The 17,309-nt window shown below is 63.0% G+C and carries 18 protein-coding genes and 2 tRNA genes; 9 read left to right on the top strand and 11 right to left on the bottom strand.

What is annotated here, in order from left to right; translation table 11 throughout:
* Window positions 1-11: 11 nt before the first annotated feature.
* Together MEMAR_RS02315 and MEMAR_RS02310 are read left to right on the top strand one after the other, a co-directional pair.
* Window positions 12-1,184, top strand: a complete 1,173-nt coding sequence (locus tag MEMAR_RS02315; protein ID WP_011843319.1) for a WD40 repeat domain-containing protein — start codon at window positions 12-14, stop codon at window positions 1,182-1,184.
* Window positions 1,185-1,375: 191 nt separating this feature from the next.
* Window positions 1,376-3,121 carry a CotH kinase family protein gene (locus MEMAR_RS02310; RefSeq protein WP_048063723.1) on the top strand — a complete coding sequence of 582 codons (1,746 nt, stop codon included), beginning with the start codon at window positions 1,376-1,378 and terminating at the stop codon, window positions 3,119-3,121.
* A gap of 119 nt (window positions 3,122-3,240) precedes the next feature.
* Here MEMAR_RS02310 and MEMAR_RS02305 read toward each other — a convergent pair whose 3' ends face one another.
* From MEMAR_RS02305 to MEMAR_RS02285, 5 genes are all read right to left on the bottom strand, one after another.
* A complete protein-coding gene (locus tag MEMAR_RS02305) occupies window positions 3,241-3,894 on the bottom strand; it encodes a class I SAM-dependent methyltransferase (protein WP_011843317.1) in 654 nt (217 codons plus the stop codon).
* 221 nt (window positions 3,895-4,115) lie between these two features.
* A tRNA-Ala gene (locus MEMAR_RS02300) sits at window positions 4,116-4,187 on the bottom strand.
* A 12-nt stretch (window positions 4,188-4,199) separates the two neighbouring features.
* On the bottom strand, window positions 4,200-5,213 hold the full coding sequence (locus MEMAR_RS02295; protein ID WP_011843316.1) for a transcription initiation factor IIB: 1,014 nt from the start codon (window positions 5,211-5,213) through the stop codon (window positions 4,200-4,202).
* 338 nt (window positions 5,214-5,551) lie between these two features.
* Window positions 5,552-6,196, bottom strand: a complete 645-nt coding sequence (locus MEMAR_RS02290) for a histidinol phosphate phosphatase domain-containing protein (protein WP_011843315.1) — start codon at window positions 6,194-6,196, stop codon at window positions 5,552-5,554.
* Window positions 6,197-6,201: 5 nt separating this feature from the next.
* On the bottom strand, window positions 6,202-6,474 hold the full coding sequence (locus tag MEMAR_RS02285; RefSeq protein WP_011843314.1) for a signal recognition particle subunit SRP19/SEC65 family protein: 273 nt from the start codon (window positions 6,472-6,474) through the stop codon (window positions 6,202-6,204).
* A gap of 53 nt (window positions 6,475-6,527) precedes the next feature.
* Between MEMAR_RS02285 and hypB the strand changes: the two genes are divergently transcribed.
* Together hypB and MEMAR_RS02275 are read left to right on the top strand one after the other, a co-directional pair.
* Window positions 6,528-7,175 carry a hydrogenase nickel incorporation protein HypB gene (gene hypB / locus MEMAR_RS02280; protein ID WP_011843313.1) on the top strand — a complete coding sequence of 216 codons (648 nt, stop codon included), beginning with the start codon at window positions 6,528-6,530 and terminating at the stop codon, window positions 7,173-7,175.
* Between the two features lie 104 nt (window positions 7,176-7,279).
* On the top strand, window positions 7,280-7,657 hold the full coding sequence (locus MEMAR_RS02275; protein ID WP_011843312.1) for a 30S ribosomal protein S8e: 378 nt from the start codon (window positions 7,280-7,282) through the stop codon (window positions 7,655-7,657).
* Between the two features lie 14 nt (window positions 7,658-7,671).
* Here MEMAR_RS02275 and MEMAR_RS02270 read toward each other — a convergent pair whose 3' ends face one another.
* Together MEMAR_RS02270 and MEMAR_RS02265 are read right to left on the bottom strand one after the other, a co-directional pair.
* Window positions 7,672-8,010 (bottom strand): DsrE family protein, encoded by a 339-nt coding sequence (locus MEMAR_RS02270; protein ID WP_011843311.1) that lies wholly within the window; start codon window positions 8,008-8,010, stop codon window positions 7,672-7,674.
* Window positions 8,007-9,446 (bottom strand): bifunctional metallophosphatase/5'-nucleotidase, encoded by a 1,440-nt coding sequence (locus MEMAR_RS02265; RefSeq protein WP_011843310.1) that lies wholly within the window; start codon window positions 9,444-9,446, stop codon window positions 8,007-8,009. Before MEMAR_RS02265 ends, MEMAR_RS02270 begins: the two co-directional genes overlap by 4 nt.
* Window positions 9,447-9,535: 89 nt before the next feature.
* Between MEMAR_RS02265 and MEMAR_RS02260 the strand changes: the two genes are divergently transcribed.
* Both MEMAR_RS02260 and MEMAR_RS02255 read left to right on the top strand, forming a co-directional pair.
* On the top strand, window positions 9,536-9,958 hold the full coding sequence (locus MEMAR_RS02260) for a hypothetical protein (protein WP_011843309.1): 423 nt from the start codon (window positions 9,536-9,538) through the stop codon (window positions 9,956-9,958).
* Complete coding sequence (locus MEMAR_RS02255) at window positions 9,955-10,422, top strand: DUF2240 family protein (protein WP_011843308.1); 468 nt, start codon at window positions 9,955-9,957, stop codon at window positions 10,420-10,422. Before MEMAR_RS02260 ends, MEMAR_RS02255 begins: the two co-directional genes overlap by 4 nt.
* Before the next feature lie 30 nt (window positions 10,423-10,452).
* Here the strand turns inward: MEMAR_RS02255 and tsaA are convergent, their stop codons facing one another.
* Window positions 10,453-11,010: a tRNA (N6-threonylcarbamoyladenosine(37)-N6)-methyltransferase TrmO gene (gene tsaA, locus MEMAR_RS02250; protein WP_048063722.1), complete on the bottom strand. Its 558-nt coding sequence runs from the start codon at window positions 11,008-11,010 to the stop codon at window positions 10,453-10,455.
* Between the two features lie 100 nt (window positions 11,011-11,110).
* Here tsaA and MEMAR_RS02245 point away from each other — a divergent pair, with 100 nt between their 5' ends.
* Window positions 11,111-12,109 carry a radical SAM protein gene (locus MEMAR_RS02245; protein WP_011843306.1) on the top strand — a complete coding sequence of 333 codons (999 nt, stop codon included), beginning with the start codon at window positions 11,111-11,113 and terminating at the stop codon, window positions 12,107-12,109.
* Window positions 12,110-12,172: 63 nt separating this feature from the next.
* Here the strand turns inward: MEMAR_RS02245 and MEMAR_RS02240 are convergent, their stop codons facing one another.
* Both MEMAR_RS02240 and infB read right to left on the bottom strand, forming a co-directional pair.
* Complete coding sequence (locus MEMAR_RS02240; RefSeq protein WP_011843305.1) at window positions 12,173-12,571, bottom strand: 30S ribosomal protein S6e; 399 nt, start codon at window positions 12,569-12,571, stop codon at window positions 12,173-12,175.
* Window positions 12,572-12,687: 116 nt separating this feature from the next.
* The gene (infB, locus tag MEMAR_RS02235) at window positions 12,688-14,469 is read right to left on the bottom strand and encodes a translation initiation factor IF-2 (protein WP_011843304.1); all 1,782 of its coding nucleotides are present in this window, start codon (window positions 14,467-14,469) and stop codon (window positions 12,688-12,690) included.
* 386 nt (window positions 14,470-14,855) lie between these two features.
* On the opposite strand from infB, the gene MEMAR_RS02230 reads away from it, so the two are divergent.
* Window positions 14,856-14,928 (top strand) — tRNA-His (locus tag MEMAR_RS02230).
* Window positions 14,929-15,198: 270 nt separating this feature from the next.
* On the top strand, window positions 15,199-16,503 hold the full coding sequence (locus MEMAR_RS02225) for a serpin family protein (RefSeq protein WP_011843303.1): 1,305 nt from the start codon (window positions 15,199-15,201) through the stop codon (window positions 16,501-16,503).
* Window positions 16,504-16,539: 36 nt separating this feature from the next.
* On the opposite strand, the gene MEMAR_RS02220 is transcribed toward MEMAR_RS02225, so the two are convergent.
* Complete coding sequence (locus MEMAR_RS02220; RefSeq protein WP_011843302.1) at window positions 16,540-17,292, bottom strand: TrmB family transcriptional regulator; 753 nt, start codon at window positions 17,290-17,292, stop codon at window positions 16,540-16,542.
* Window positions 17,293-17,309 lie beyond the last annotated feature (17 nt).

The following is a 17,309-nucleotide window of genomic DNA, read 5'->3' as shown; positions in this document are numbered from 1 at the left end:
AGGGGTTAACCATGAAAAGAACTGCATTGATCATTGCCCTGATCGTCGCTCTGGTTCCGGCGGCTGCCGGGGCGGAGGGGGCCTATCACGGCGTATCGACGGGGGGCATCGTCAACGACGTTGCGATCACCGCCGACGGAAAGTATATGGTCGCGGGGACGGGCGACGGGGAGATCGTCTGCCTGCAGCGGGACGGTACCGTCCCCTGGAACGCGAGCGCCCCAGGTGCGGTGACCGCGGTTGCCGCCGCCGGGGACTACGTTGCCGCCGGAACCGAGGGGGGCGACGTGCTCCTCTTCGATGGGAACGGCGGCCGCTACTGGACGAAGAGCGTCACGGGATCCGTTCGCGACCTTGCTTTCGCAGGTGACGGGCGGGCGATCGCCGTAGCGGGCGATCGCATCGTTCTCTTCACCAACCTCGGGAAGGAGGAATGGAACCGCGCCGTGCAGCCGGGCGCTCGTTCCAGCGACACCAAACCGTACGTCACGTCCGTCGCTTTCACGCAGGACGGCAAATTCATCGTCACCGGGAGCAGCAACGGTGCCATCCTCTTCATGAACCGGGAGGGAAACCTGATCTGGGAGGGGCTTGCCCGTGACGTAGTTACCGCGGTCGACGTCTCACGTGACGGATCGGTCGTCGCCGCCGGAGGCCGGGATCGCGCGCTCCAGGTTTACGGCCGGGCAGGGGGTCTCCCCTGGGCGCTGCCTACCGGAGCGCCGATCCTGGCGCTCGCTCTCTCCGGTGACGGGAAGTTCGCGGTCGTCGGCAAAGAGGGCGGCGACGTGGAGTGTTACCGGCCGAACGACGACCTGCTCTGGAAGAACCGGACGGGAAGCAACGTCATCGCCGTGGACGTCTCCCGGCGGGGCGAGGCCGTCGCGGCAGGGAACGCAGGCGGAACCGTGTACCTCTGGAACGGCAACGGCGACGCACGCTGGTCGTTCGATGCCGGTGCAGCCGTTAGCGCAGTTACCCTCTCGGACAACGGCGACTACCTCGCGGCGGGTGCGGGAGAGCGGGCCTACATCTTCCGGACGGCCGACGATCCGATGACGGCGATGGCGGAAGGGACCGGGAACACCACGCCGGAACCGACCGAGGCCGGAGGGGCGGGCGCGCTCATCGGGCTCCTCGCCGTCGCTGCCGCGGGCGCCGCGGGTCGTCTCCGGCGGCGGTGACCAAGAACGGGGGACTCCCCTGTTCCGCAGATTTTTACGTAGACGTACCCTCGCAACCAGGGGTCTCGAGACACGGCATTACAACTCCATCGGCCACGAATTTCGGCGCAGATGGCCGCTTACCCGGCGCTGCTTCGCCCGTTCTCCCTGCCGAGGAACCTTAATGCCACCTGACGGTATGAATGCGGGCCATGGCAACGGATTCTGCGGGTCGGGCCGTGGCCGGCATGCTCATCGTGCTGTCTCTACTGACCTTCTTCATACCCCCGGCGGGGGGACAGGAGAACACGATCAGTCCGGACACCGGCGTGCAGGACCTGTACCTCTTCATGGGCTGGAAGGATCTCGTCGAGCTGTATACCCGCGAAGAGACGTCCGACGAGCGGCTGGACGGTTACGTGCGGCTCTCTCCGGACGGCGAGGATATCGAACTGGAGGGGGTGCGGTTCCGGGGCTCTTCTTCGCGGGAGTTGCCGAAGAAGTCGTTCAGCATCCGGTTTAACGAATCTCAGGAGTTCCTGTTCGGCAGCGACGACATGAACCTGAAGGCTACGTACACCGATCCCACGATGATGCGGGAGAGGCTGTCGATGGATCTCTTCCACGTTCTCGGGCAGCCGGCACCGAGGACGAAGTACTTCGATCTGTACATCAACGGAGTCTATGAAGGCCTGTACGTCCACGTGGAGCGGGTCGACGGGGATCTGCTCGCAAGCAACGGCCTGAACCCTGCAGGGACACTGGTTGCCGACGATTTCCGGGGAAACTTCGGCCTGCCGGGGGTCGACCGCCTCTCGGTCTTCGGGTATCCCATCGAGGAGCAGGACGATCCGGAAGCATTTCTCGCAGAGACCATGGACAGCCGGGGCGAACCGGACTGGGGAGCGGTCCGCGACCTTGTCGCCTGGGTCTACCGGACTCCTGCCGGCCCGGAGTTCGAAGAAGGCTTCGTCGAGCGGTTCGATGAGGAGAATTTCATCGACTGGCTGGCAATCCATTACCTCATCGGCGATGTCGACTCTTTCGGCGACGACTACTGGCTCTACCTGGACACCGGAGATCCGGATGCGGAGTGGAAGGTCATACCCTGGGACAAGGATCTGACGTTCGGTTCGCATACCCGGAGAAGCGCTACGGTCAACGATTATTTCGGGTACGAGTCGGCGATAGCGAGCGGCTGGGACAACGATCTGGTGGAGAAGTTCCTCGATACTCCCGGGCTCCGCGAAAGGCTCAACCTCCGCATGGCGTTCCTGATGGACGGGGTCTTCACCGAAGACTACTATGCCGGGCAGATTGACGTGCACAAAGAGGCGATCGGGGAGAGGCTGAACATCACGCCGGGGGAGGACGCGTTCGTGCTGCACCCGCAGAACCACCACGGCGATCTCGGCTACCTGGCATACCACACCGAAGCGGTGCTGGATTTCGTGCGGCTCCGGTACCGGTTCATCGAGAGAGCGATCACGCCCGGCTCCGGGGAACCCTATACCGCCTCCGTCGAGATACCGGCGGAGCCGGAGGGGAGCACCGTCTCCTTCACCGACCCCGGCGGGTGGGTGATTGCGACCTTCGAGGTCTCGGAAGTGACGGAGCCGGGCACGATCACCGCTACGGTGAACGGGACGCCGGAGAATCCCGGCATCGACCGGCGCTGGGAGTTCGATGCGGGCGATGCCGACGTCAGCGGCGAACTGACCCTCTACTACCGTAACGACGTCGAATCGTGCTGCTTCCCGATAGAGAACTGGTTCGTCAGTGACGCGGCGGTGAGGGACGACCGTTACTCGCAATGGGACCTGCGGATCGTTTGGGAGAGCGAGTCCGGGAACAGGACAGCGCTCGCCACCTACGTCAACCCGTATTCGAACAAAGCGTCTGCGGACGTCTCGCTGCAGGGAACGACGCGGTTTGAGGTGGTGCTGCCGGATCGGTAAGAGGAGCCGGGGGTTCCCCGCCACCGGCAGACACCGCGGGCAGAGCACGAGGTCTCGAAGAAGGATGAAGAGCGAAGCGAGGGGGCGGGGGTAACCCCGTGCCCCGTGTATTCGGGCTGTTATTTTGTTCCCCGGATGCTCAACCCGAACGGGTTTTCGGAGACCTGCCCGGATTTGAGCGGCGTTCCGGCCAAAATTCCTTCGAGTTCGCGCCGCGTATATGCGGCATCGATCGAGGTCTGCAGTCCCGGCCGCATCTCGACGGGCCTGACGCTGATCTTCATGAACCAGACCACGACACGGTTCATGTCCCTCTTCAGGTCGCTTACGTACCACCTGCCGCCGGGCTTCAGGACGCGGTAGATCTCGTGAAACGCTCTCTGTGGTTCGCTCCATTCGTGCAGGGAGCCGTTGGAGAAGACCGCGTCGAACACTTCATCCCCGAACGGGATCTCCTCGACCCGGCCGAGCGTGTATTCGACCCTCGATGCAAGGCCGTACTCCCGGGCGTTTTTTTGGGCGACAACGATCATGTTCCGGCTGATCTCGACTGCCCTGAGTCTGCTTCCGTCCGTTTTCCGGAGCCACTCAAGACCCAGGTACCCGGGCCCCGGGCCGAGCTCGAGCGCCAGGCCGCCGGCGATCCCGGAACGGACAATCTCGTCGGTTGCAATCAGGCCCTTATCCCGCAGATGCCTCTGCATCCGGTCAAAATATTGGACATCGAGTTCGCCCTGGATTCCCTGATCGGTCTCTTTGATTCTTTCTTTCATGCGCGCCTTCCCTCGTCCCGCTCCATGGTCTGATTCTCTTCTCCTGCTTTGTACGTGGTGATATCAGACTGCCGGAGGTAAAGAATGTGCCGCTATTGCAACGGCCAAAGAAGTGAGCCATTTTATCCCAAAAGAAGGGGCTGCGCCCATTTCGAAACCCCCGGCGACCTGTGGTCGCCTATGGACAGATGAATCTCGCGAAAATAATAATAAAGAACCGATGGACCCGGCGGGATTTGAACCCGCGGCCTCTACGTTGCGAACGTAGCGATCTACCCCTGATCTACGAGCCCGAAGATATGAGATCAGAGTATGATCTCGATATCTAATTTTTCTGCCAGTTCCTTATATCTGTTCCTGATCGTGACCTCGGTCACGCCCGCAACCTCGGCGACTTCGCGCTGGGTGCGCCGCTCTCCGCCGAGGATCGACGAGATGTAAATGGCGGCCGCCGCGACGCCCGTCGGGCCTCTGCCGCTCGTAAGTTCGCGCTCGCCGGCCTGCCGAAGGATCTCGACCGCACGGCTCTGGACCTCACCCTTCAGGTTCAGGCCCGAGCAGAAGCGCGGTACGTAATCGATCGGGGACGTCGGCAGGAGCTTTAACCCGAGCTCGCGGGAGATGAACCGGTAGGTGCGGCCGATCTCCTTACGGGATACACGGGATACCTCGGCGATCTCATCGAGCGTCCTCGGGACGCTGCACTGCCGGCATGCCGCATACAGCGCCGCCGCCGCGACGCCCTCGATACTCCGGCCGCGGATCAGGTTCTTGTCCACCGCGTCGCGGTAGACGACCGCCGCGGTCTCGCGCACGTTCCGGGGCAGGCCGAGCGCAGACGCCATCCGGTCCAGTTCCGAGAGCGCGAACGCCAGGTTCCGCTCGGTCGCATTCGAGACACGGATACGCCGCTGCCACTTCCGGAGACGGTAGAGCTGGGCGCGGTTCTTGCTCGAGATCGCGCGGCCGTAGGAGTCACGGTTCCTCCAGTCGATCATCGTCGAGAGACCCTTGTCGTGGATCGTGAACGTCATCGGTGCGCCGACACGGGAGCGCTTCATGCGCTGGTCGTGGTCGAATGCACGCCACTCGGGGCCGCGGTCGATGAACTCCTCGTCGAGGACGAGACCACAGTTCTGGCATACGAGTTCCGCGCGCTCGTAGTCGTGGACGAGCTGGCGGCTGCCGCACTCAGGGCAGACGGACTGAACGCTCTCCTCGGTGCGCTTCTTCTCCGTCTCCTTGACCTTCTGCTCCCCTCTCTTCTTCAGGGCCTCGCGCTGCAACTGCAGCTGTTTTAGTTTTTCTACTTCAGCCATCGATTATACACCTATCTCGCAAAGATCTTCTCGCCGACCTGCACGGAGCAGCCGTTGTTGCAAAGTACTACGGCGTACGGCGATGATATATTCCCAAATATGTCAACTACCTTCCCTACGGGTTTTAACCGGCGATCCACAGCCTCACCGTAGAGACGGGGCAACTGTGCAGCATCGCATCGCAAGATTAACAAGCGATTGCCGCAAACACTTACAGAACGACCGATTAACCGCAAACTGCAACCTCTAGGGGATACTATATCCGGGCGTATTTAGTAACATATATATATTAACCATTAGAGTATAAAAAGTTTTTGCTAAATTATAAATACCACATCTCACTTCTGAAGAAGCCGATTTATATCCACAGAGAGAGCCTCCCGGGATTCCGCCTCCGTCAGCCCGGCGCCGAGCGCGACCGCCCACCGCCCCTCCTTTGACATCAGATCGGACGGAGCATGCGTATCGGAATCGATCACGAGCAGGCACCCGGCCTCCCGCGCCACCCGCGCCACGTGACCGTTGGTGCGATTATGCCCCGCCCGCGAGGTGATCTCGAGCGCCACCCCATGCTCCGCGGCCGCGCGCGCATCCTCGATCGCTATGAGCCCAGGATGGCCGAGCACGTCCACGTACTCGCACGCGCATGCGGCGCGGTTGGTTCCCGGGGCGACCGGCTCCACCACCGTCTCGCCGTGGACCACGACGATATCGGCGCCGAACTTCTTCGCATCGCGTGCAAACGCCGGGATCAGGGACGGCGGAACGTGGGTGAGTTCCACCCCGACGAGCAGGCCCACACCGTAACACCGCGCCGATTCCCGGACGCTGCTCACCGCTTCCACCAGGTGCCGGAGATTCGAGGCGTCCGCGTGGTCGGTGACGGCGAGGGTCTCGTAGCCGAGCACGGCAGCCCGGCGAACCAGTTCCGTCGGGAGGAGTTCGCCGTCGGAGAGGATGGTATGGGTGTGCAGGTCATACATCGCAGTCACTTCCGGGCGGCAAGGCCACTCGCAACCTTCCGGATCAGGTCTTCCTTGCTCCCCTCCCATTCCGCCACGATCCGGCCTTCGTGCTCGGCCCACCGGGCGGGATGGTGGTGCTCCTCCACCCGGTGCGGGACCTTCATCTTCCGCAGGACCGCCTCGACGGCAGGGATGTCCGGGGACTTCACGCCGATATTTTTAGCAACGCGGCGCCCCTCCCGCCGCTCGAGCGTGGCGTCGAAGTAACAGGGGTACAGGATGCGTTCAGCGCTCATAGTGTATGATCTGGTGGTTAATCTATAAACAGATCATGATCACAGTACATACCATGCATCACATCGACGTCCACGTGGAGAAGGACATCTACGATGTCAACAACCGCCTTGCAGATGCCAACGCAGCCCACCTCAAAGACCACGGCATCCGGGCGTTCGATCTTCTCGGCGCCATCGGGTCGGGGAAGACCGCCACGATCGAGCGGCTGGTGCCGCTTATCCGGAAGCGGGGCCTCCGCGCCGGCGCCATCGCCGGGGACGTCTACGGCGACGACGACTTCAAGCGGATCGTTGCACTCGACGTCCCGGCCTACAACGCGAACACCGGGAAGGAGTGTCACCTCGACGCCCACCTGGTGGAGCACGCCATCGAACACCTCCCGCTCGATGAGATCGATATCCTCTTCATCGAGAACGTCGGCAACATGGTCTGCCCGACCGACTTCCGGCTGGGCGCCGAGAAGAGGATCGTCGTCGTCAGCTCGACAGAAGGGGATGACGTGGTGAACAAGCACCCGATGATGTTTAGAAGCAGCAACATCGGCGTCATCAACAAGGTCGACCTCGCCGGGTTCGTCGGCGCCGACCTCGATCGGATGGAGGCGGATATGCGCCGCTACAACCCGGAGATGAAGATCTTCCGGACGAACATGAAGACCGGAAAAGGGTTGGACGAGCTGCTGGACGCGATCCTCGCGTGATCAGCAGAGTTAAATATCCCGGTCCCGAATAGTTATAGCACTTTAACGAGAGATTGCTACCCCCGAAGGGTATTGCGTCCTCAGCAGAGTATATCGGTGGTCACATGCAGTGGCAAGGAAGATCAGTACGGAAGCCATCGGGCGGACGCTACCACACCTCCCAGGGCAAAAAGAGAACGGAGATCGGAAGAGCTCCGGCAGAGACGCATATCGGTGAAGAACGCAGGAGAATTGTCCGCACCTTCGGCGGCAACCAGAAGGTCCGGGCACTCCGGTTAGAGTACGCAACGGTCTCGAACCCCGCAACCGGCGAGACCAAAAAGACGAAGATCGAGGCGGTCGAGGCAAACAGCGCCGACCCGAACTACGTCCGGCGGAAACTCCTGACGAAGGGCGCCATCATCAAGACCGAGATGGGGCGCGCGCGGATCGTCAGCAGACCGAGCCAGGACGGCGTCGTCAACGCCGTTCTGCTCGCATAAGATACCCTCCTTTTTTACGGCCGAAGATACTGCCAGCCCTCCGCCTGTCTGACGACCAGTTCTACGATCGCGGACGGGACGGTTCCAACGTAACCGGGGAAGTCTTTCTCCGACAGGTTCCGGGAACGAAGGGTGTTCTCGCAGACGACGAACCGGACACCCCGATCCGCAAGTTGCGCCGTCAGCGCCGCCTGCGGGCTTCCGGTGCGGAGCTCCTCCACCCCGTCGGCATGGGCGACCACCTCGACCTCGACACCTGCAAGACCTTCAAGAAGGTTCTTTGTATTTCGGAGCGCCAGAGCCGCCTTCTCGCGCTCGTCCAGGTGGACGGCGACCCGCGGGGAGGGAGTCATACCGCCGTCACGCTCCCGCGGAGTTCGGCGCTGACGGGGCCGCCCGAGAGATAGCGTTCGAGCGCCTCGATCGCCCGGACATCGAGGTTCTGGCGGTTCTTCCCGTACTTCGGCGGCACGCCCTGCCCGGTGACGAACGCCGCGCTGTAGACGGCGTCCGGGTCGAGCCTTTTGCCGGCCGCAAAGAACTCCTGGATCCGCAGCCCGGCCGGATTCTCCATCTTGCAGTAGAGGTTGACCCCCATGCACCGCTTCACGTAGCCACCCATCTGCTCGTATGGGTCGCGCGAAAAAGTCCGTTCCAGGTTCTCCTCCATCATCGCCCGGAGATCCCGGCCGGTGATCTCGACCGTCGAGACCGGGGGGTTGACCGGGATGATATCCCAGAGATCGTTTTGTGTGACCGGGCCGGGCGGCACCGGGGCGCCGTAGCGCCAGCCATTCGAGAACGCCATCTCCGCACCCGTGGCGTCGAGGAGCGCCTGCAGGAGAAGGTTGTCCATCGTGGCCTCGAGAACCGTGTTCCGGTTAAGACCGGTCCGGGTCTCCCCGACGACCCGGGAGAGGTATTCGCGGTGGGGTTCCATGATCCCCTCGACCATCTCCTCGACCTCCGGGTGAGGCCGGATCTCCTCACCGACGACGATGAGTTCGTGGTCGAACTTCTTCACCCGCCGGTTCTCGACCGTAAGGTCGAGCCGCCCGAGGAAGGAGGCGTGACAGCCCGACTGGATGATGACGGTGTCGTTGACGACCGCTGGTTCAAAAAGCCGGTTGTGGGTGTGCCCTGAGAGGAGGACGTCGATCCCGTCCGTCTCGCGGGCGAGTTTCACCTCCTGCGGAAACCCGAGGTGCGATATCACCACGACAAGATCCACCCCCTCCTCTTCGCGGAGCCGGGCGATGTGACCGGGGAGTTCGGCGTTGCCGAGAGAGAAATGGATCCCTTCCGAGAAGGAGTCCGGCATCACCTTGTCGACGATGGTGGCGGCGATGCCGATGACGCCCACCTGCAGACTATCGGTCTCGCAGACCGTATACGGGGGAAAGACCGGGTCGCCGGTCGCATCGTCGTAGCAGTTGTCGGCGAGGACAGGGTAATCGAGCCTCCCGGCAACCTTCCGGAACTGCTCCGGGCCGTAGGCGAACTCCCAGTGAGCGGTCATGGCATCGAAGGCGAGAGCGTTCAGGATCGGGACGAGCGCTTCGCCTTCCGACCGGACGGCAGGGTAGGTCCCGTGGATGGTGTCGCCGCAGTCGAACGCGAGCACAGTTCCCGGCCGCTCTTCACGGGCATCTTCGAGGAGAGCGGCAATCCGGGCATACCCGCCGGCCGTCCGGTACACCGGCGGCCCGGCGGCATAAAAGAGTTCCTGGTGCGGTTCCAGGTAGCCGTGCGAGTCGTTCACCTGGAGGAGCGTGAGGTGGTCGGTCATGGATGCGGGAAGGGAGCGATGTGCAAAAAACGTTTGCGCCTCCGGCGGGATCACATTCTTTTTACGTTCCGCAGACCTCAATTCTAGTGATGCGCAGGATATACCATCGTTTCCCCCAATCCATCGACCTCGACTTCGAACTCGCCCGGCCGTTCCGGGAGGTCCTTGCCTGCATAGCCCGGATGCACGACACCCACACGACCGTACGGGGCGCCGACGGCCTCGTCAAGGAGCGGATGCTCGTTCAGATCGCGGACGGGCGGACGCAGTTCCTCGACCTGAACGACCTCGCGCCGCTCGCCGAGAAGGTCGCCGAGGCGGCTGACTTCCGGATCGACCTGCAGAGGACGCTGCTCACCCCTGAAAAGAGGCTCCCGGTCTCGGAGAACGTCTTCTTCCTCCGGATCGTCGACAAGGGTGCGGTGACCGAGTGCTACGTCGCGAAAGAGGGGCGGCTCGGAGACCTGGACGCGATGGACCTGCGAAAGATGCTCAAGGGTGCCTGCGAGTGAGTGTCAGGATTGCGGTTGCCGCGCCGTTCAAGCACATGCGCAAAGACCGGCTGCAGAGGAGCGAGTTCGTCTTCTACATCGCCATCGACCGGAAGTGGATGAACAAGGAGCAGGCAAACCAGCTCCTGGAGCGGGCGAAGGCGGAGGGGCTCATCGCGGTGGACGGAGGAGCCATCCGGCCGCTCTTCGATGTTGCCGAGGTCTCGATACCGCTCGGGTTCAAACCCACCTCCGACGTCCTCGCAGCGGCGGAGAGCCCCTACGAGGAGCTGATCGGGCGGATCGCCGCCGCGACCGAGAAGCCGCCCCAGGAGGTCGTCGCCGAACTCCACCGGATCGTCGCCGACAACTTCGACGGCAATCTCCGGGTGGAGGCGGCGGTGATCATCCTCGCGAAGAAATACGGGGTGGCGTTCGACGACAAACTCCCCGCCCTGGAAAAGTCTGTCGCGAAGTCGCGATAGGATATCCCTTTTTCTCCCCACGTCCAGGATTCACGCCCGCCGTTCGCCCACTTCGTTCATGAGCCCTTCCATCCACGCGGGGATCCGCACGCCGCCTTTCGGGTACTGGCCCGGGACGTAGGGCTTGATGTCAATGACGGGGCTGCCGTCGACGGCGTCGAGCCCGGTAACCTCGAGAACGTTCCCCCGCCGCGCGTGCAGCCGGACAACGGTCGCGAGCACGGGGTTGGGACGGGCGGGGCTGCAGGTCGAGAAGATCCCCGTCTTCGGGATATCGGTCCTGCCCATCGGGTGCACGTGGTCGACGGAGCGGCTCTCCTCCGGCACCTTGTGCCCCCAGTACAGCACCGTGACGTGGGAGTACTCCTCGATGCCGTCAAGCAGCGCAACGCGGTTCTCGTCGATGACGATCTCCGAGACAGTCTCTTTCACGCTCCTGACATGATCCCTGCTCGCGTCCGGCCCTTCCCGCATCGAGATGCCGTCCCTGCCGGCGACAAGGAAGGGTTCCTGTACGGTGCTCCGGACGAACCCCACGGGCCGCAGGATCATGCCGCCGGATTCGGGCGATGGCGTATGCATGGTCATACGTTGGCACCCGCTCGCGAATAGTTGTACCGGAGGTGACACAGCCCCCGTCGCACCGGTGTCCCAAAGGCTATCGTGCATGCCTGCGCCAGGAACAGGTATGCAAGACCTCGAGTCCTGCCGCCTCTGCGAGTGGAGGTGTGGTGCCGACCGGCTCCGGGGAGAGCGGGGGGTGTGCCGCGTCGGCCGGGCGGAGGTGGCGGCGACGATGCGTTCGGGCACCCTCGCGAGTTACATCGTCACCCTGCTCGGGTGCTGTTACCGCTGCCTCCACTGCAACGCCTACCGGATCTCGCAGTACCCCGATCCCGGCTGGCACTACGTCGGCCACGTGCCTGCGGCGGTGCTGGTTGCCGACGCCCGGGAGCGGATTGCCGCCTACAGGGGCCCCCGTATCCGCACGATCGGGTTTACGGGCGGCGACCCGATCATTCACCTCCCCTACATAGAAGAGGTGGCGGCCGAGGTGGAACGGCAGGGGCTCGATCTCGGGATCGGGATATCGACCGGAGGGTTTGCGACGGAGGCGGCGATGGAGCGGATCGTCGGCCTCTGCCGGACGATCGCCCTCGAGATCAAGGCGTGGTCGGACCCGGTTCACCGCGCCCTCACGGGAGCGCCAGTGGGCCCGGTGCTCAGGAACGCGGAGTACCTCGTCCGCGAGGGGAGAGACCGGATCCGGGTCTTTCGGACGGTGGTGATCCCCGGCATGACCGATAGGGAGGTGGGCAGGATCGCGGCATTCATCGCCTCGCTCGACCCGGGCGTGCCCTACCGCCTCATCGGCTTTCGCCCGAACAACGTCCTCTACTACCACCCGGGGCCGTCGAGGGAGGAGATGGAGCGCCTCTCTGCGGTCTGCCGTAAGGCCGGGCTCGAGGACGTGGCCTGGAGCGGCTACTACCCCGAGACGGTGCCGGACGATGTTGCCGCCCGGGCGGCAGGACTCACCGATGCATACGGAGGAGAGGCCCCGGCGGCGCTCACCGGCGCGTATGCCGCGGCGTGCGGGTGCCCGACCCACCCCCGCGACTGCGGGGCATGCGCCCTCCGCGACCGCTGCCCCGCCACGCTCAGGGAACCCTGGCGCGGCCGGTAGAACGACGGAAATACGGGTAGATTGACCCGGGACAATAACACTTCAGAAAAGATTGGGGCTGATTTATTCAGCCGCCGCCTCGGGCTGGCTGAAGTATTCTGCCAGAGGTTTTGCACCGCTCTGTGTTACGGCGGCGTTGATCTGAACGATATCGGCGCTGATCTCGTTGCCCCGCACCGACTTCCTGCGGCGTTCCCCGTCCATGACCGGGTGGAACCCGACGCCCTTGGAGAGGAGAAGCCTCCTCCGGGACGGGCCGGGAAGGTCGCGGCGCGAGGGAATGCCGGTCTTGTCCGTGGCACCGGTGATCTTGATCGTGTAGCCCGCAAAGCCGAGGACGTCACCGTCGATCTCGTCGCCGATGCGCTTGCCGACGAACCCTCCGGCGGCGGGGCCGGTCGCATCGATCTTATATGAACGTCCGGTCTCCGGGTCTGATAGTATGATTTTGAAATCTGCCATGTTGACGACTCCTTCGAAAGTACCTATACAATTTGAGAATGTGGTATTAAAAGACTACCTCTGCAGGGTTCGAGGGGAGCGGCGGGCGGGAGAAGCCCACACGTTCCCCGAACGGGTCACTTCCCCCAGAAGGGGTCTTCCCGGCGCTTGAGGGTGGTGAACTCCTCCAGGGTCTCGCGCAGGCTCGGGCTTAAGTGATCGATCACCTCCCGCTCGATCACCTTCACGTGCCGCTCCGGGATGTCGACGTAGAGATCGTCGTCGACGTTGATCTGGCGGCCGACCGTCGGCCCTTCGATCGAGATCGCCACTTCCTTGCCCGCCTCCGCCTCCTGGACGGTCTCGTTCTTTGCCTGGATCTGCTTGATGCGGCCGATCTTCTTGCCGTTCGGAAGGGCGAGGTCGACCCCGCTCTGGAGTTTCCCGCCGAGGATCCTGACGCCGACCACCGCCGGGTTGCTCTGCCGGAAGACGCAGTTCGGGAGGATCCGGATCTTCGCGGGCATGATCAGCTTCTCGAACTTCTGCCGCTCGAGTTCCTGTTTCTTCTCGTCGCGCCACTCGACGTAGTCGTCGATGAGCTGGTAGATGACCCCGCCCTCGAATATGCTGACGTGGGACATCGCCGTATCCGCGAGGGCATCGACCGCGTCCGGTAGCACGGGGGTGTTGAAGGCGATGATCGCGCTGTAGAGGGGGTCCTTGATCGTTCCCGCCTCGATGACGTCGTGGCGGGTGACCGGCCCCACGGTCGCCCGCATCACCTGGATCTGGTGACCCTCGAGTTCCTTCGAGAGCGCTTCGAGGGCGCCGATGGTATCCGCCCGGATGATGACGCCGACATCGGAGAGATTCACCTCGATGTCCTGGACTTCACGCCGGACCTGCTCGATCACCTCGTCCCGGTTGCCGCTCCGGACGGCCCGGAGGGGGGAGCCCGCGATGACCCCGTCGAGTTTCGGGGCGGCGACCTTGATGCCCGCAGCGGCGGTGACGGATTTGACCCGTTCGAACCGTTCCTCGATCAGGATCTCGCTCATCGGGCGGGGCTTTAAGAGCGAGCGCACTTTCGTCTCGATGATCTGGTCGTTTCCTGCGACGACGATCTCGTCCCCGACCTTGAGGGTGCCGTCGTAGAGGATCAGATCAAGCGTCATCCCGAGCCCCCGCTCCTCCTTCACCTCGAGCACGGTGCCGGCACCGGGGCCGTCGGCGCTGACCTTGAGGCTCTCGGTCATGTAACGCTGGGCAAGCCCGATCAGCACCATGAGGATGTCGGGAAGGCCTTCCCCGGTGAGGGCGCTCGTCGGGACGATGCAGATGTTCCGCGCGAAGTCCGAGACCCGGTCGAACCGTTCGGAGTTGAACCCGAGGTCGGAGAGTTTGCCGACGAGTTCATATACTTTCGTCTCGACCATACCCTGGACGCGCTCGTTCTGCTGCGCAAACGTCTTCAGGAACGGCTGGTTCTCCTGGACGCGCCAGCCGTGGATGCGGTCGACCTTGTTTGCCGCGATGACGAACGGCGTCTTGTAGTTGCGCAGGATCTGGAGCGCCTCGATCGTCTGGGGGCGGAAGCCCTCGTTGATGTCCACCACGACGATCGCCATGTCGGCAAGCGCCCCGCCGCGCGCACGAAGGGTGGTGAAGGCGTGGTGGCCGGGGGTGTCGATGAAGAGGAGGCCCGGGACGTTGACGCTGACCTTGCTCAGGGCTCCGCCCATGCGGGTGACTGCATCGATAGGAACAAGCGTGGCACCGATGTGCTGTGTAATCTCGCCTTCTTCGGTAGATACCACGGACGAGCCCCGGATCCGGTCCAGGAGCGATGTCTTGCCGTGATCTACGTGGCCCATCACGCAGACGATGGGGGTCCTGATCGTTGATTCCTTTGCCATGATAATCACCTTCCGGTATATACTGGACGAATAAACCCGAAAAATCCCGAGATATTGACCGCTTTTTTCCGAATCACGCCAGAGTCAGGGTGATTCCCCTACCCCCGGGGCGTCGCTCGGCGCCCGGAACACTGGTACGTTATAGAACATGGTGTCTATTAATAATTCACCCCGGCGATTCACACCTCCGGTGCTCAAACCGCATTCCTGCAGGATCCCTGTTCCCACTGCAGATAACGGCGACCGGATCGGGCGGCACGGCAGGCCGGATTCCCGGCTGAATGCAACCGGAGGATGTGCGCCCATGGTTCCGGGGAGGCGTGTAACGCGGACTCGGCGAAGAGATACCTTAATCAAATCCGACTGCCAATTATTATGAGTACCTTGCCAGGGTGGGGTAGTCGGTTATCCTAAGGGACTGTGGATCCCTCGACCCGGGTTCGAATCTCGGCCCTGGCCTTCCTTTTGTTTCGTTCGATCGTCTCGGATTGCTCCTGGATACACTGATCAGGAAGGCGTCTCAAAACACCGATACCGGGGCGAGGAAACCCATTCGAAACGCATCGCGTTTCTCAAACCCCTGCCCGATGGCCGGTCGCCCGCCCTCCATCAGTTCTTTTTGCACACCAGCCATCAGGAGGGAAAAACCGCCGCTCGACAGGCGCAAGACTTCGAAAAACTTCGTCGTTAACGCCAGGTATAATTATCCGGGACACCATACCGCACACCATGAACAGAAGGGTTATCGGCCTGCTGCTGCTTGCAGGCCTCATCGCGCTCGGCTGCATCGGTGCCGGGTGCACCGACATACCGGAAACGACGTCCGGACAGTCGGCTCCTCCCACGGAGGGGGAGACGCCGGGCCCGGCTGCAGAAGGCGCCGGCAACGTCTCGGCGGGGAACAACCGGTTCGCGGCCGACCTCTACCGGCAACTCGCGAGCGACCCGGATTACGCGGGCCAGAACATCTTCTTCTCGCCCTACAGCATCTCCTCGGCCCTCGCGATCACCTACGAGGGCGCCCGGGGCACGACCGCCGACGAGATCGGGTCAGTGCTCCACCTCCCACAGAACGAGACTCTCCGGAGATCCGGGTTTGCCGGGCTCGATGCCGCTCTGAACAGCGGGGACGAGAACTACACCCTCCGCACAGCAAACGCTCTCTGGGCCGAGGAGACTTACCCGTTCCTCCCGGAGTACGTCGATACGGCCGCCCGCTGGTACGGGGCGAACGCGACAAACCTCGACTTCGCCGGCGACTCCGAGGGGTCGCGGCAGACAATCAACCGCTGGGTGGAGGAGAAGACCGAGGATCGGATCCGCGACCTCCTCCCCGCCGGTTCGATCGACTCCATGACCCGGCTCGTGATCACGAACGCGATCTACTTCAAGGGCACCTGGGTCAAGCAGTTCGACCCCGCCGAGACGACCGAGGAGGAGTTCCGGGTCGCTCCGGGAGAGACGGTGCAGGTCCAGATGATGCACCGCACAGACGAGGAGGCAATCTACGGGTATACCGAGACCGGGACCCTCCAGGTGCTCAGGATGCCGTATGCGCACGCCGACGGAACGGAACTCTCGATGCTCGTCCTCCTCCCGCGGGAGGACAACCTGACGGCGGCAGAGGAGGCGCTGGATGCGGAGACGCTCGCGGACCTCCGGGACTCGATGACTGACCGGCGCGTCAGGGTCGTCTTCCCGAAGTTCACGCTTGAGACGGAGTACAGCCTCCCGCGGGCGCTTGCGGCGATGGGGATGCCGACGGCATTCTCTTACGATGCCGACTTCTCGGGGATGGACGGCACGGATATGCTCTTCATCAGCGAGGTCGTTCACAAGGCATTCGTCGACGTAAGCGAGGAGGGCACCGAAGCCGCGGCGGCGACCGGCGTCGTCGTGAACCTGAAGTGCGCGCCCGGCGAGGACACCACGCCCGTATTCCGGGCGGATCACCCGTTCGTCTTCGTCATCGTCGAGGAGGATTCCGGCACGATCCTCTTTGCAGGACGGGTCGTCAATCCCGAAGGGTCGTAAGGAACAGGGACCCGGTGAGGTGGGCCTCTCGCCCCCTCACGCCCCGGCGAGCCGCTCGACGATCGTCTTCTGCATGTAACCGATGAGCGGCATATCCGAGCCGATCACCGCGTGCCGCCCGGATCCCGCGGTGGCGATGACGAAGAAGTCACGGCCGTCGACCAGTATGGAGCACTCATCCTTCCTCAAGCCCATTGCGGACTCGTTCACCGCCGGGCTCTCGAGGAGTTCAAGCACGGTACCCCTGGCCTCGTAGATCGGGAGGTTGATCCCGGCATAATCCTCCTTCTTCCGTACGACCACGTAGAGGTCGATCTTGCGCTTGAGCGGTTTGATGGCCGCATAGTGCTTCCGGAGAAACGCCGGATCGTAGCAGAGGATCACCATGCTCTTCTTTACCCGGCGGAAGAGCGAGGAGAGATGGTTCTCGATCGCCCAGCCGCTCCTGAGGATGAAGAACGAATCGGGAGGGAGACGCGGTTTGACCGAGAGGCTCTTTAACACCTCGCGGGTCTCGTCGAGAGTCCGGACGTAATCTTCTTTGAGCCGGTCGAAGACCACGTCGATCTCGAGCACGTAATAGGAGGTGGGGGATCCTTCTTCAACCGCGATGAAGCCCCGCTGGGCCAGGTCGTTTAAGATCTCGTAGATCCGTCCCCGGGGAACCCCGCTTGCTTCGTGGATGTCTCGTGCGGTTGCCTTCTGCAGCCCGACGAGCGTGGAGTAGACGCTTGCCTCGTATTCGTTCATCCCGAGAGCCCGGAGCCCGGGAACTATTTCGGCAACCATTGCACCTCTATTTGGTT

Origin of the sequence: Methanoculleus marisnigri JR1 (assembly GCF_000015825.1) — an archaeon.
Classification (GTDB): Archaea; Halobacteriota; Methanomicrobia; order Methanomicrobiales; family Methanoculleaceae; genus Methanoculleus; species Methanoculleus marisnigri.
This window is presented reverse-complemented; position numbering and strand designations above follow the sequence as displayed.